This window comes from Kribbella solani, from assembly GCF_014205295.1.
Classification (GTDB): Bacteria; Actinomycetota; Actinomycetes; order Propionibacteriales; family Kribbellaceae; genus Kribbella; species Kribbella solani.
The window spans coordinates 6,768,160-6,781,094 of record NZ_JACHNF010000001.1 but is presented as its reverse complement, the minus strand read 5'-3'; the positions used below and the strand labels follow the sequence as shown (position 1 = coordinate 6,781,094).

Sequence of the window (12,935 nt, the reverse complement as noted above, 5' to 3'; positions counted from 1 at the left end):
TGGTGGTGTTACTTGTACCGATAGACGATGCGACCCCGGGTGAGGTCGTACGGCGACAGCTCCACGACGACCCGGTCCTCGGGGAGGATCCGGATGTAGTGCTGCCTCATCTTGCCGCTGATGTGCGCGAGCACCTTGTGCCCGTTGGACAGCTCAACACGGAACATCGCGTTCGGCAGGGCCTCGACGATGGTGCCCTCGAGTTCGATAACTCCCTCTTTTTTGGGCATGTCCTCGCACTTCTGTAGACGTGACTGGCTATGGCTACAAAGAGCCAAGGAGAGAGTCTACGCCAAGGACGTGCGTGAAACCCAATCGAGCCCGCTGGACCAGCGGAGCCCGGCCTCAGCGGCTGGCTTCCAGCACGTCGATGTGCTTAGCGCCCCACTCGTCCAGTGGCATCAGCGCTACATTGAGTGACATTCCGAGCTCGGTCAGCGAGTACTCCACCTTCGGCGGCACCTGGTGGAACACCTCCCGATGCACGATCCCGCGCGCCTCCATCTCGCGCAACTGCTGGATCAGCATCTTCTCGGTGACCCCTTGGATCTCCCGGCGTAGTTCACCGAACCGCATCGGCCCGTGGTGCAGCGCCCACAGGATGGCCGGCTTCCACTTCCCACCGATCACGTCGGAGGCGGCATCCAGACCACAGGTGTACGGGCGCATGCTTACCTTTCCGTCAGTACCTGACTATTTAGTGGGTACTTGTCCATCATAAAGCGCGGCTCCAGGCTGGACCACATGAAGACACCAGTGACCGTCCTCGGGCTCGGCGCGATGGGTACCGCCCTCGCCCGCGCCTTCCTGGCCGCCGGCCACCCGACCACCGTCTGGAACCGCACCCCCGGCCGCTCCCCCGAACTCGACTCACTCGGCGCCACCCGCGCCGCCACCGCCGGCGAGGCAGTCGCCGCCGCGGAGCTCGTCGTCGTCTGCCTGCTCGTCGACGACACCGTCCGCACCACCCTGGACGGCCTCGACCTGACCGGCCGGACGATCGTCAACCTGACCAACAGCACCCCCGGCCAGGCCCGCGCCACCGCTGACCGGATCAGCGCGGCGGGAGCCCGGTACCTCGACGGCGGCATCATGGCCGTACCCGTGATGATCGGCGGCCCGGCGGCCTTCATCTTCTACAGCGGCGCGCAGGCCGCCTTCGAACAGCACACCGCCGATCTGTCCGTACTCGGCCGGCCCGCGTTCGTCGGCGCCGATCCCGGGCTCGCCGCGTTGCACGACATCGCCCTGCTGAGCGCGATGTACGGGATGATCGGTGGCACGCAGCACGCGCTGGCGCTGGCCGGCAGTGAGCAGCTACCGGCCGTGGGCTTCACCAACGAGTTCCTGATGCCCTGGCTGACCGCGATGCTCGGCAGCCTGCTGCCCCGGATGGCGAAGGACCTGGACGACGGCCCGGCACCTGGCGCGGCCGGATCGAACCTCGCCATGCAGTCGGCCGCGTACGGCAACCTGATCGAGGCGTCGGTAGCGCAGGGTGTCGATCCCGCGATGCTCGTACCGATGGGCGAACTGCTGCGTAAAGCAGTCGAGGCCGGTCATGGCGATGCGGATCTGTCAGCGGCCGTGCAACTGCTCAGGACTGCTGACTAGCTGCCCACTGTTCGCCCGCGCGCCAGAGTTGTTCGGGCATCAGGTCCAGTAGGTCGCACGCCGCATCGAGCTGGGCGAGGGCGGCCGTCGCGTCACGGTACGCCGGAAAGATCGCGACGAACCGCCGCCCCTCGCAGCTGAACCCGAACGGCGGCACGTCGGCCAGCGCCTCGACCGCGCGCGGATGCAGGATCGCGAGCGCATGATCCTCACGCCCGTTGAACAACTGCCACCGCGCCGGCAGTCCGTCGACCGTGAACCGCAGCGGCAGCAGGCTGGCCGCCGCGACCGGCGCCAGCTCGGCCGGCAGCACCTGCAGTGGCGGCAACGGCCGATCCACCTGCAGATCAAGGAAGTCGAAGCCGAGCTCCCGCCGCCCGGCCTTGTGCCGGAACCGCCCGGTCCACAGCTCGCGGCCACGATGCCGGCCGGTGGTCACGTCGACCACCTCAGCCCGCGGATCGCTATTGAATGGTGGGAACGGCCAACGATCAAGCAGCTCCGCCCCGGACGCGCTGACCCGCCAGCCGAGCTGCCCGGCCGCGGCGGCCCAAGCGCGCCGCCGGCGGTTGTCGGCGATCCGCAGCCCCAGCGTGCAGCCGAGCAGCACCAGGAACCAGGCCAGCACCATCCAGCCGACCCAGCGCGGCTCCAGCAGCAGTCCGACGATCGCCAACGGTACGGCGACCGCGAACCAGATCACGTAGACGATCGCGGCCCCTTGGTGCAGCTGCCAGGCCCAGTCCGGTCGCAGCCGGGCCACTCGGCGAGCGGCCGGGGCCGCCGTCAACGGCGCCTGCCGAGACCGCCGAGGGCGATGATCGCCCACGGGATCAACATCCAGACCGGCCAGAAGTGCGGCCAGTGGCCACCGTTGCCGAGGCCGACCACGAACCAGATCACCACGTTGATCAGGACGACACCGGTGAACCCACCGATCGCGTTCCGGCGGTTCGGCTGGTTCTCCTTCTTCCGCTCCGGGAAGCTGCCCGGCTCCGGCGCGGGCCTGGTGTCCTTGACCACCTCGGGTGTCTGGTACGTCCGCACCGGCGGCAGGTCGCGGACCAGCGGCTCCAGCTCCCCGTACGTCTGAACCGTGTACAGCTGATCGAGCCGGGACGAGAACTCCGGCTGATCCAGCCGGCCGTCCGCGTACGCGTCCCGCAACCGGCCGGCGATCTTGTCCCGGTCGGCTTCGGTGAAACGCTGGTACGGCTGGTACTGAGGCATGGTTCAAGTGTGCCTCAGCGCCAGGCCCACCGCGTCCCCCAACGGGTGGACCCCGGGTGTCCGCCGATCGGCCGCCGACTGCTCCGCCGGCCAGTAGGTCTAGTCGGCCAGCGCGCCGAAGGTGACGCCGAGCTCGGCCAGCTTGGCCTCGCCGCCGTCGAGCGCGGTCAGCACCCACGGCCCATGCGGAGTGAGAGTGAACGTGTGCTCGGTGTGAGCGGCGGACTTGCCATCGTCGGTGACGACCGTCCAGTCATCCTCGAGCGTGTGGTTGTCCTGCTTGCCGAGAGTGAGCATCGGCTCGACCGCCAGCGCCAACCCCTCGACCAGCTTCGGACCGCGACCCGGCCGGCCGAAGTTGGGTACGTTCGGCGGCTGGTGCATCGCCGAACCGATCCCGTGCCCGACGAAGTCCTCGACGATGCCGTACGACGAGTTCGCCCGCACGTACGCCTCGACTGCCGCCGAGATGTCCGTCAGCCGCCCACCGAGCTTCGCGGCGGCGAACCCACGCCACATCGACTCTTCGCAGACCCGGGCCAGCTCCAGCAGCTCGGCATCGACCGCGTCCGGTCCACCGACCGGCACCGTGATCGCCGCGTCGCCGTGCCAGCCGTCGACGATCGCGCCGCAGTCGATCGAGATCAGGTCACCGGCGGCGAGCACCCGCTCACCGGGGATGCCGTGCACGATCTCCTCGTTCACCGACGCGCAGATCGAGCCGGTGAACCCGTGGTACCCCTTGAACGAGGGCGTCGCGCCGGACGAGCGGATGTTGTCCTCCGCGATCGCGTCCAGCTCACCCGTACTGATTCCGGCCCGGACCGCGCCGCGGAGCAGTTCCAGCGTGCGGCCGACCACCAGGCCGGCCTTGCGCATCGCCAGGATCTGCTCGCGGGTCTTGATCTCGATACCGCGATCTCTAAACATGGCCGTACATCACGTCCGGTTACTCGGTGACGGGCTTCAGCGCCGCGAGTACGCGCTCGCTGACCTCGTCGATCTCGCCGACGCCGTTCACCTCGACCAGCAGGCCGCGCTGCGCGTACACCTGCAGCAGCGGCTTGGTCTCGGCGGTGTAGACGTCCTGCCGGTGCCGGACCACCTCTTCGGAGTCGTCGGTCCGGCCCTCGATGTGCGCCCGCTTGGTCATCCGCTCGACCAGCACCTCGATGTCGGCCACCAGCGCGACCACGGCGTCCAGCTTGTGCCCGTGCTCGGCCAGGATGTCGTCGAGGGTGCCGACCTGGGCCAGCGTCCGCGGGTACCCGTCGAGCAGGAAGCCCTCGCCCGCGTCGGCCTCCGACAGCCGGTCCCGGACCATCGAGTTGGTGACCTCGTCCGGGACGTAGTCGCCGGCGTCCATGTAGCGCTTCGCCTCGACACCGAGCGGCGTCTCGTCCTTCACGTTCGCACGGAAGATGTCGCCGGTGGACACGGCCGGGATATTGAGGCGTTCCGCAAGCACCTTTGCCTGCGTGCCCTTGCCCGCCCCGGGCGGACCCATCAGCAACATTCTCATCAGCGCAGGAACCCTTCGTAGTTACGCTGCTGCAGCTGACTCTCGATCTGCTTCACCGTGTCCAGCCCGACCCCGACCATGATCAGGATCGACGTACCACCGAAGGGGAAGTTCTGGTTGGCGTTCAGCAGGACGAGGGCGACCAGCGGGATCATCGAGATCACCGCGAGATAGAGCGCTCCTGGCAGCGTGATGCGGTCCAGCACGTACTTCAGGTATTCCTCGGTCGGCCGCCCGGCCCGGATGCCCGGGATGAAGCCGCCGTACTTCTTCATGTTGTCGGCGACCTCCTTCGGGTTGAAGGTGATCGAGACGTAGAAGTACGTGAAGAAGATGATCAGGGCGACGTACGTCACCATGTAGATCGGGTGGTCGCCCTTGACCAAGTTCCCCTGGATCCAGTTCGCCCAGGGTTTGCCCTGCTGGAACTGACTGACCAGAACGGGGAGATACAGCAGACTGGAGGCGAAGATGACCGGGATGACACCGGCCTGGTTCACCTTCAGCGGAATGTAGGTGGAGGTCCCGCCGAACATCTTCCGGCCGACCATCCGCTTCGCGTACTGGACCGGGATCCGGCGCTGGGCCTGCTCGATGAAGATGACCGCGGCCATGATCACGAGGCCGATCGCGATCACCACGACGAAGGTGGTGACGCCCTTCTGCTTGCGGATGCTCCACAGCTGGGTCGGGAAGGTGGCGACGATCTGGGTGAAGATCAGGATCGACATACCGTTGCCGACGCCACGGTCGGTGATCAGCTCACCGAGCCACATGATGATGCCGGTACCGGCGGTCATGGTCAGCACCATCACCGAGACGGCGAACCAGTCGTCCTTGTACAGCAGCGGCTCGGTGCAGCCCTGGAACAGCCGGCCCGGCGTCCGGGCCAGCGCCACGAACGCGGTGGACTGCAGGATCGCCAGCCCGACGGTGAGGAACCGGGTGTACTGGGTGATCTTCGCCTGGCCCGCCTGGCCTTCCTTCTTCAGCGACTCCAGCCGCGGGATCACCACGGTGAGCAGCTGCAGGATGATGCTGGCGGTGATGTACGGCATGATGCCGAGCGCGAAGATCGCGAGCTGCAGCAGTGCCCCACCGGAGAACAGGTTGATCAAGTTGTACAGGTTGGCGTTCTGGCCGCCCTGGGAGATCTTGATACACGTGTGCAGAGACTGAACGTTGACGCCGGGTGCCGGTACGACGGAGCCGATCCGGAAGATCACGACGATGAAGAGCACGAACAAGATCTTCCGGCGCAGGTCCGGAGTCTTGAACGCGTTGGCGAAGGCGCCTAACACCCTGTCCTCCCACAAGTTTCCCTTGCCGCGGGCACGGCAGGGCCTAGCTGAACCGCTGGGCAAGAGACGAACCAGGGCTCGTCCGACCGGCGCAGGATATCAAGCACCGATCGTTACGAGCCCTGGACCTCGTGTCACACCTCGGTCGTGGTTCCTCCGGCCGCCTGGATCTTGTCCGTGGCGGACTTCGAGAACTTGTGTGCCGAGACCTGCAGTGCCACGGTCAGTTCGCCGTCACCCAGCACCTTCACCGGCTGACCACGACGGACCGCGCCCTTGGCGACCAGTTCGGCCACGCCGACCTCGCCACCTTCGGGAAACAGTTGTCCGAGCTTGTCCAGGTTAACGACCTGGAACTCCACCCGGTTCCTGCTCTTGAAGCCCTTCAGCTTCGGGAGCCGCATGTGCAGCGGCATCTGGCCACCCTCGAACCACTCGGGGATGTTGTTCCGCGCCTTGCTGCCCTTGGTACCGCGGCCGGCCGTCTTGCCCTTGCTGCCCTCACCGCGACCCACGCGGGTCTTGGCGGTCTTGGCACCGGGCGCCGGACGCAGGTGGTGAACCTTGAGCGTCATATCAGTCGACCTCCTCGACGGTGATGAGGTGGCGAACCGCCCGCACCATGCCGCGGACCTCGGGCTTGTCCTCGTGGACGGCGGTGTCGCCGATCCGCTTGACTCCGAGCGTACGCAGCGTGTCGCGCTGGTTCTGCTTGCCACCGATGCCCGAACGGGTCTGGGTCACCTTCAGGCGTGCCATCAGGAAGCCACCTCCGCCCGCGCCTTCAGCAGCGCGGCGGGCGCGACGTCCTCGACCGGCAGGCCACGGCGCGCGGCCACGGCCTCCGGGGTCTCCAGGCTCCGCAGCGCCTCCACCGTGGCGTGCACCACGTTGATGGAGTTCGAGGAACCCAGCGACTTGCTGAGGATGTCGTGGATACCGGCGCACTCCAGCACGGCGCGCGCCGAGCCACCCGCGATCACACCGGTACCGGGAGCGGCCGGACGCAGCATCACTACGCCCGCGGCCTTCTCGCCCTGCACCGGGTGCGGGATGGTGCCCTGAATCCGCGGCACCTTGAAGAACGCCTTCTTGGCCTCCTCGACGCCCTTGGCGATCGCCGCGGGCACCTCCTTGGCCTTTCCGTAACCCACACCGACGGTGCCTTCACCGTCGCCGACGACCACGAGGGCGGTGAAGCTGAAGCGACGACCACCCTTCACGACCTTGGCGACCCGGTTGATGGCTACCACGCGCTCGATGTAGGCGGTCTTGTCCGCCTGCTGACCGCGACCACCGTCGCGGCCACGGCGCTCACCACCGGCGCCGCCTCCGCGACGCTGCTGGCCTCCGCTCATTTCGAACTACCCTCTTCCCTTGATCGCCTGTCAGAAGCCGAGGCCGCCCTCACGGGCAGCATCCGCTAGGGCCGCGATACGGCCGTGGTACTTGTTCCCGGCCCGGTCGAAGACGACCGAGTCGATGCCGGCGGCCTTGGCCCGGTCGGCGATCAGGCCGCCGACCGTCTTGGCCTTGTCGGTCTTGTTGTCCGACGCGCCGCGCAGGTCGGCCTCCATGGTGGAGGCGGAGACCAGCGTCTTGCCGGCCACGTCGTCGATCACCTGAACGAACAGGTGCCGCGACGACTTGGTGACCACCAGCCGCGGCCGGACGGCCGTGCCGTTGATCTTCTTCCGGACGCGAATCTGGCGACGCAGACGCGAGGCCGTCTTCTTGGCGGAGTGCTTGTTGTGCCGCAGTCCGATCGCCATGGTTACTTACCAGCCTTTCCGACCTTGCGGCGCACTACCTCGCCGGCATACCGCACGCCCTTGCCCTTGTACGGCTCGGGCTTGCGCAGCTTGCGGATGTTCGCGGCGACCTCGCCGACCGACTGCTTGTCGATGCCGAGCACCGAGAACTTGGTCGGGGCCTCGACGTTGAAGGTGATCCCCTCCGGCGCGTCCACCGTGATGGTGTGGCTGTAGCCGAGGGAGAACTCCAGCTGGGTCGGTCCCTTGGCCAGGACGCGGTACCCGACGCCGACGATCTCGAGCTTCTTCTCGTAGCCCTCGGTGACACCGGTGACCAGGTTGGCGATCAGGGTGCGGGAGAGGCCGTGCAGTTCCTTGCTCTTGCGCAGGTCGTCCGGGCGGGTCACGGCAATGGCGCCGTCCTCGTCCCGGTTGACCACGATGGGCTCAGCGACTACGTGCGAGAGCTGACCCTTGGGACCCTTGACGGTGACCGTCTGGCCGTCGATCGTGACGTCGACGCCGGACGGGACCGAGACCGGGAGCTTTCCGATGCGAGACATTTCAGTGGTCCTCCTTCCGGTTCTTCGTCACCAGACGTAGGCGAGGACTTCCCCGCCAACGCCCTTGTTCTTCGCCTGACGGTCGGTCAGCAGTCCCTGGGACGTCGAGATGATCGCGACGCCCAGGCCGCCGAGGACCTTGGGCAGGTTGGTCGACTTCGCGTAGACCCGCAGGCCCGGCTTGCTGATCCGGCGGACGCCCGCGATGGAGCGCTCCCGGCTCGGGCCGAACTTCAGGTCGACCGTCAGGGTCTTGCCGACGGCACCCTCCGCGGGGTCCTCGACCTTGTAGGAGGCGATGTAGCCCTCCTGCTGAAGGATGTCGGCGATGCCCTGCTTGATCTTGCTGTACGGCATCGTGGTCGACTCGTGGTACGCCTGGTTGGCGTTCCGCAGACGCGTCAACATGTCTGCGATCGGGTCGGTCATCGTCATGGCCTGGGGCCTCTTTCCCGCCGTGGTTTCGCCGTTCGGCGACCTACGGTGACTAGATGGTGGTGAATGGGGAGAAGTTCTGGGTGGGACTCGGTCACCAGCTGGACTTGGTCACGCCGGGCAGCTCGCCCCGGTGTGCCATCTCCCGCAGGCAGATCCGGCACAGGCCGAACTTGCGGAAGACCGCCTTCGGCCGGCCGCAGCGCTGGCAGCGGGTGTAACCGCGAACCGCGAACTTCGGCTTCCGGGCCTGCTTGACCTTGAGTGCTGTCTTCGCCACGTCAGTTCTCCTTGAACGGGAAGCCGAGCGCCCGCAGCAGGGCCCGGCCCTCGTCGTCGTTCTTCGCGGTGGTCACCACGGTGATGTCCATGCCCCGGACCCGGTCGATGCGGTCCTGGTTGATCTCGTGGAACATCACCTGCTCGGTCAGACCGAAGGTGTAGTTCCCGGTGCCGTCGAACTGCTTGGCCGACAGACCGCGGAAGTCGCGAATCCGGGGCAGCGCGAGCGCCAGCAGCCGGTCCAGGAACTCCCACATCCGGTCGCCGCGCAGCGTCACGTGGGCGCCGATCGGCATCCCCTCACGCAGCTTGAACTGCGCGATCGACTTGCGAGCCTTGGTCACCTGCGGCTTCTGACCGGTGATCGCGGCCAGGTCCTTCACCGCGCCCTCGATCAGCTTCGAGTCCCGCGCCGCCTCGCCGACGCCCATGTTCACCACGATCTTGGTGAGCCCGGGCACCTGCATCACGTTCGCGTACTTGAACTCGTCGTGCAGCTTGCCGACGATCTCCTCGCGGTACTTCGTCTTCAGCCGCGGCTGCGTCTTGTTCTCGGTCACTGCGGTGGTCATCAGATCTCCTCGCCGGTCTTCACGGCGATCCGGACGCTCCGGTAACCGGTGTACGTCGAACCGTCGGGACGGCGCTTCTGCACCTCGACGCGGTTGTAGCCGACGCGGGTGGTTACCTTCTGCTTCTTGCCGTCCTTCTCGACCTCGACGACAAGCGCCACGTTCGAGACGTGGATCGGGGCTTCCTGGGTGACGATGCCACCGGTGGTGCCGCCGCGCTGGGCCTGCTGCACCTTGGTGTGCTTCTTCACCCGGTTGACGCCCTCGACGATGACCTTCTCGTCGTCCGGGAAGACCTGGATGATCTTGCCCTCGAGGCCCTTGGACTTACCGGCGATCACACGAACCTGATCGCCCTTCTTCACGTGCAGCTTCTTCTGCTGGGCCATCTCAGAGCACCTCCGGCGCGAGCGAGATGATCTTCATGAAGCGCTTCTCCCGCAGCTCCCGGCCGACCGGGCCGAAGATACGGGTACCGCGCGGCTCGCCGTCGGCCTTCAGGATCACCGCGGCGTTCTCGTCGAAGCGGATGTAGGAGCCGTCCGGACGCCGGCGCTCCTTCACGGTCCGCACGACGACCGCCTTGACGACGTCACCCTTCTTCACACCACCGCCGGGGATCGCGTCCTTGACGGTGGCGACGATCGTGTCACCGACACCGGCGTAGCGCCGACCGGAGCCACCGAGAACGCGGATGCAAAGGATCTCCTTCGCGCCCGTGTTGTCGGCGACCTTCAGTCGCGACTCCTGCTGGATCATCTGTTGATCTCCTGGTTGTCTCGCTGGTTCTCACCGTGGTGAGCCTTGCGGAACGAATAAATTCGAATGGTTTCCGGACGGTGCCGAAGCACCGGGCCGGGAACTACTTGGCCTTCTCGAGAATCTCGACGACGCGCCAGCGCTTGGTCGCCGACAGCGGCCGGGTCTCCATCAGGAGGACGCGGTCGCCGATCCCGGCGGCGTTCTGCTCGTCGTGCGCCTTCAGCTTGCTGGTACGCCGGATGACCTTGCCGTAGAGCTTGTGCTTGACCCGGTCCTCGACCTCGACGGTGACGGTCTTGTCCATCTTGTCGCTCAGCACCAGGCCCTCACGGGTCTTCCGGCGGCCTCGCGCCTCGGTGGTCGTGCTCACGGTCTCGTCCTTCGTGTTCTCGGTCATGCGTTCGCCTTCTCACTGTCGTCCGCAGCTTCGTCGGCGACGGCCGCGGCCTCGGCCGGGGCGTCCACCTCCTCGGTGATACCGAGCGCGCGCTCGGACAGCACCGTGTAGATGCGGGCGATGTCCTTGCGGACGGCGCGCAGCCGGCCGTGGGACTCCAGCTGTCCGGTGGCAGCCTGGAACCGGAGGTTGAACAGCTCCTCCTTGGCTTCACCGAGCTTGGTCATCAGCTCGTCCCGGCCCAGGTTCCGCAGCTCGGCGGCGGTCAGGGTAGCCATCAGTTCTCACCTGCCTCTCGGGTGATGAAGCGGCACTTCATCGGCAACTTGTGGATCGCGCGGCGCATCGCCTCGCGAGCGATGTCCTCGGGAACACCGGACAGCTCGAACAGCACTCGGCCGGCCTTCACGTTCGCGATCCACCACTCCGGCGAACCCTTACCGGAACCCATCCGGGTTTCGGCCGGCTTCTTGGTCAGCGGGCGGTCCGGGTAGATGTTGATCCAGACCTTTCCGCCACGCTTGATGTGCCGGGTCATCGCGATACGCGCGGACTCGATCTGCCGGTTGGTGACGTAGTGGCTCTCCAGCGCCTGGATGCCGAAGTCACCGAAGGCCAGCGTGGTACCACCCTTGGCAGCACCGCTGCGCTTCGGGTGGTGCTGCTTGCGGTGCTTGACCTTGCGGGGGATGAGCATGGTTCAGCTCTCCGTTCCGGTCGTCTCGGCGGCCTTGGCTGCCGGCGCGCTCTCGGCGGCCTTGTCGGCCGTCGCGGCGTTGTCGTTGCGGGCGTCGCGGCGGTTGTCGCCACCACGGCCGCCGCGGTCGCCACCACGGCCACCCCGGTCGCCACCACGGCCACCGCGGTCGTCGCGGCGAGCCGGCCGGCGCTGCTGGTTGGCAGCCCGGGCCGCCGCCTGCGCCTCGCGCTCGGCGCGGGAGCCGGCCACGTCACCCTTGTAGATCCAGACCTTCACGCCGATCCGGCCGAAGGTCGTCCGGGCCTCGTAGAAGCCGTAGTCGATGTCGGCCCGCAGCGTGTGCAGCGGGACGCGGCCCTCGCGGTAGAACTCCGACCGCGACATTTCCGCGCCACCGAGCCGGCCGGAGCACTGGATCCGGATGCCCAGGGCGCCGCCACGCATGGTGGTCTGCATCGCCTTGCGCATCGCGCGGCGGAACGCCACGCGGCCGGACAGCTGCTCGGCCACACCCTGGGCGACCAGCTGCGCGTCCACCTCGGAGTTCTTCACCTCGAGGATGTGGATGTTCAGCTGCACCTGCTTGCCGGTGAGCTCCTCCAGGCTGCCCCGAATCCGGTCCGCCTCGGCGCCGCGGCGACCGATCACGATGCCCGGACGAGCGGTGTGGATGTCGACCCGGACCCGGTCACGGGTGCGCTCGATCTCCACGCGGGAGATGCCGGCGCGCTCCATGCCCTTGCTCAGCAGGCGGCGGATCTTGACGTCCTCGCCCACGTAGTCCTTGTACAGCTTGTCGGCGTACCAACGGCTCTTGTGGTCGGTGCTGATGCCGAGACGGAACCCGTGCGGGTTTACCTTCTGTCCCACGTCAGGACTCCTTCTTCTCAGCGGTGGCCTTCTTGGCGGCCTTCTTCGCGGTCGCCTTCTTGGCCGGCTTCTCGGTGGCCTCGTCCTTGACCGGCTTGTCGGCAGCCTTCTTGGCAGCCTTCTTCGCCGGGGACTTCGCCGCCGAATCAGCGGTCTTCTTGGCCGCGGCCTTCTTGGCCGGTGCCTTCGGAGCCGCCTCCTCGGTGACGGCTCGACCACGACGGTGATGTGGCTGGTCCGCTTGTCGATCCGGGTGGCCCGGCCCTGGGCGCGGGGACGGTGACGCTTCAGCGTCGGTCCCTCGTCGACCAGAACCTTGGACACGACCAGGTCGGTCCGGCTCAGGTGCTCGGTGCCCTCGGCGTTCGCCGCGGCGCTGTCGACGACCTTGTACACGGTCGCGGCAGCGGCCTGCGGGGCGAACTTCAGAGTGGCGAGTGCGTCGTCGACGCCCAGACCGCGCACCAGATCACCCACGCGGCGCGCCTTCATCGGCGTCACGCGGACGAAGCGCGCGACCGCGAAGGCCCCGGGCTGCTCGCCCAGCAGGCTCTCGCGACGGGCGCTGACCGCCCTACGCTCTTGAACGCTCATGATGTTCGAATCTCTCCGTAGGTTGCTTTCGCTTCGTCACTGACCATGGGTCAGCGACGCCGTGACTTCCGGTCGTCCTTCTCGTGACCCTTGAACGTGCGGGTCGGCGCGAACTCGCCGAGCTTGTGCCCGACCATCGCGTCCGTCACGAACACCGGTACGTGCTTGCGGCCGTCGTGCACCGCCAGCGTGTGGCCGATCATGTCCGGCACGATCATCGATCGGCGGGACCAGGTCTTGATGACGTTCTTGGTGCCCTTCTCGTTCTGCACCTCCACCTTCTTCATCAGGTGGTGGTCGACGAACGGGCCCTTCTTCAGGCTGCGTGGCATTCTGGCC

General features: G+C 67.1%; 24 protein-coding genes and 1 pseudogene. 2 read left to right on the top strand and 23 right to left on the bottom strand.

Annotated elements, in window-relative coordinates; genetic code table 11:
• Positions 1-8: 8 nt before the first annotated feature.
• The gene (gene infA, locus HDA44_RS31360; protein ID WP_012923661.1) at positions 9-230 is read right to left on the bottom strand and encodes a translation initiation factor IF-1; all 222 of its coding nucleotides are present in this window, start codon (positions 228-230) and stop codon (positions 9-11) included.
• Between the two features lie 115 nt (positions 231-345).
• Positions 346-669 carry a winged helix-turn-helix transcriptional regulator gene (locus tag HDA44_RS31355; RefSeq protein ID WP_184840607.1) on the bottom strand — a complete coding sequence of 108 codons (324 nt, stop codon included), beginning with the start codon at positions 667-669 and terminating at the stop codon, positions 346-348.
• A gap of 75 nt (positions 670-744) precedes the next feature.
• Here HDA44_RS31355 and HDA44_RS31350 point away from each other — a divergent pair, with 75 nt between their 5' ends.
• Positions 745-1,614, top strand: a complete 870-nt coding sequence (locus tag HDA44_RS31350) for an NAD(P)-dependent oxidoreductase (RefSeq protein ID WP_184840605.1) — start codon at positions 745-747, stop codon at positions 1,612-1,614.
• Here HDA44_RS31350 and HDA44_RS31345 read toward each other — a convergent pair.
• The 19 genes from HDA44_RS31345 to rpsC all read right to left on the bottom strand — a co-directional run bounded on the left by HDA44_RS31345 (position 1,598) and on the right by rpsC (position 12,002).
• Complete coding sequence (locus HDA44_RS31345; RefSeq protein ID WP_337906637.1) at positions 1,598-2,377, bottom strand: hypothetical protein; 780 nt, start codon at positions 2,375-2,377, stop codon at positions 1,598-1,600. The genes HDA44_RS31350 and HDA44_RS31345 overlap by 17 nt on opposite strands.
• 23 nt (positions 2,378-2,400) lie before the next feature.
• On the bottom strand, positions 2,401-2,844 hold the full coding sequence (locus HDA44_RS31340) for a DUF1707 SHOCT-like domain-containing protein (RefSeq protein ID WP_184840601.1): 444 nt from the start codon (positions 2,842-2,844) through the stop codon (positions 2,401-2,403).
• Between the two features lie 99 nt (positions 2,845-2,943).
• Positions 2,944-3,774 (bottom strand): type I methionyl aminopeptidase, encoded by an 831-nt coding sequence (map, locus tag HDA44_RS31335; protein ID WP_184840599.1) that lies wholly within the window; start codon positions 3,772-3,774, stop codon positions 2,944-2,946.
• A gap of 19 nt (positions 3,775-3,793) precedes the next feature.
• A complete protein-coding gene (locus HDA44_RS31330) occupies positions 3,794-4,366 on the bottom strand; it encodes an adenylate kinase (protein WP_184840597.1) in 573 nt (190 codons plus the stop codon).
• A complete protein-coding gene (secY, locus tag HDA44_RS31325; protein WP_184840595.1) occupies positions 4,366-5,667 on the bottom strand; it encodes a preprotein translocase subunit SecY in 1,302 nt (433 codons plus the stop codon). Before secY ends, HDA44_RS31330 begins: the two co-directional genes overlap by 1 nt.
• A gap of 134 nt (positions 5,668-5,801) precedes the next feature.
• Positions 5,802-6,242 (bottom strand): 50S ribosomal protein L15, encoded by a 441-nt coding sequence (gene rplO, locus HDA44_RS31320; RefSeq protein WP_184840593.1) that lies wholly within the window; start codon positions 6,240-6,242, stop codon positions 5,802-5,804.
• Position 6,243: 1 nt separating this feature from the next.
• Positions 6,244-6,426, bottom strand: a complete 183-nt coding sequence (gene rpmD, locus HDA44_RS31315; protein ID WP_020388092.1) for a 50S ribosomal protein L30 — start codon at positions 6,424-6,426, stop codon at positions 6,244-6,246.
• Complete coding sequence (rpsE, locus tag HDA44_RS31310) at positions 6,426-7,025, bottom strand: 30S ribosomal protein S5 (RefSeq protein WP_141854793.1); 600 nt, start codon at positions 7,023-7,025, stop codon at positions 6,426-6,428. The genes rpmD and rpsE overlap by 1 nt, the downstream gene beginning before the upstream one ends.
• Positions 7,026-7,055: 30 nt before the next feature.
• Complete coding sequence (rplR, locus tag HDA44_RS31305; RefSeq protein ID WP_184840591.1) at positions 7,056-7,439, bottom strand: 50S ribosomal protein L18; 384 nt, start codon at positions 7,437-7,439, stop codon at positions 7,056-7,058.
• Positions 7,440-7,441: 2 nt separating this feature from the next.
• A complete protein-coding gene (rplF, locus tag HDA44_RS31300) occupies positions 7,442-7,984 on the bottom strand; it encodes a 50S ribosomal protein L6 (RefSeq protein WP_184840589.1) in 543 nt (180 codons plus the stop codon).
• Between the two features lie 27 nt (positions 7,985-8,011).
• Positions 8,012-8,419 carry a 30S ribosomal protein S8 gene (rpsH, locus tag HDA44_RS31295; protein ID WP_184840587.1) on the bottom strand — a complete coding sequence of 136 codons (408 nt, stop codon included), beginning with the start codon at positions 8,417-8,419 and terminating at the stop codon, positions 8,012-8,014.
• Between the two features lie 94 nt (positions 8,420-8,513).
• Positions 8,514-8,699, bottom strand: a complete 186-nt coding sequence (locus HDA44_RS31290; protein WP_012923674.1) for a type Z 30S ribosomal protein S14 — start codon at positions 8,697-8,699, stop codon at positions 8,514-8,516.
• Position 8,700: 1 nt separating this feature from the next.
• On the bottom strand, positions 8,701-9,273 hold the full coding sequence (gene rplE / locus HDA44_RS31285) for a 50S ribosomal protein L5 (RefSeq protein WP_184840585.1): 573 nt from the start codon (positions 9,271-9,273) through the stop codon (positions 8,701-8,703).
• The gene (gene rplX / locus HDA44_RS31280) at positions 9,273-9,662 is read right to left on the bottom strand and encodes a 50S ribosomal protein L24 (RefSeq protein WP_184840583.1); all 390 of its coding nucleotides are present in this window, start codon (positions 9,660-9,662) and stop codon (positions 9,273-9,275) included. Before rplX ends, rplE begins: the two co-directional genes overlap by 1 nt.
• A gap of 1 nt (position 9,663) precedes the next feature.
• Positions 9,664-10,032 (bottom strand): 50S ribosomal protein L14, encoded by a 369-nt coding sequence (rplN, locus tag HDA44_RS31275; protein ID WP_012923677.1) that lies wholly within the window; start codon positions 10,030-10,032, stop codon positions 9,664-9,666.
• 103 nt (positions 10,033-10,135) lie between these two features.
• Positions 10,136-10,432, bottom strand: a complete 297-nt coding sequence (gene rpsQ, locus HDA44_RS31270; protein WP_184840574.1) for a 30S ribosomal protein S17 — start codon at positions 10,430-10,432, stop codon at positions 10,136-10,138.
• Positions 10,429-10,710, bottom strand: coding sequence for a 50S ribosomal protein L29 (gene rpmC / locus HDA44_RS31265; protein ID WP_184840571.1), 282 nt, complete (start codon positions 10,708-10,710; stop codon positions 10,429-10,431). The genes rpsQ and rpmC overlap by 4 nt, the downstream gene beginning before the upstream one ends.
• Positions 10,710-11,129, bottom strand: coding sequence for a 50S ribosomal protein L16 (gene rplP / locus HDA44_RS31260; RefSeq protein ID WP_184840569.1), 420 nt, complete (start codon positions 11,127-11,129; stop codon positions 10,710-10,712). The genes rpmC and rplP overlap by 1 nt, the downstream gene beginning before the upstream one ends.
• Before the next feature lie 3 nt (positions 11,130-11,132).
• Positions 11,133-12,002, bottom strand: coding sequence for a 30S ribosomal protein S3 (gene rpsC / locus HDA44_RS36840; protein WP_337906834.1), 870 nt, complete (start codon positions 12,000-12,002; stop codon positions 11,133-11,135).
• A gap of 23 nt (positions 12,003-12,025) precedes the next feature.
• Here rpsC and HDA44_RS36835 point away from each other — a divergent pair, with 23 nt between their 5' ends.
• Positions 12,026-12,229 (top strand): hypothetical protein, encoded by a 204-nt coding sequence (locus HDA44_RS36835; protein ID WP_202888813.1) that lies wholly within the window; start codon positions 12,026-12,028, stop codon positions 12,227-12,229.
• A 43-nt stretch (positions 12,230-12,272) separates the two neighbouring features.
• Here HDA44_RS36835 and rplV read toward each other — a convergent pair.
• Both rplV and rpsS read right to left on the bottom strand, forming a co-directional pair.
• Positions 12,273-12,494, bottom strand: a pseudogene (gene rplV / locus HDA44_RS39025) (50S ribosomal protein L22); the annotation flags it as partial.
• A gap of 152 nt (positions 12,495-12,646) precedes the next feature.
• Positions 12,647-12,928, bottom strand: a complete 282-nt coding sequence (rpsS, locus tag HDA44_RS31250) for a 30S ribosomal protein S19 (protein WP_131361012.1) — start codon at positions 12,926-12,928, stop codon at positions 12,647-12,649.
• Between the last annotated feature and the right edge of the window lie 7 nt (positions 12,929-12,935).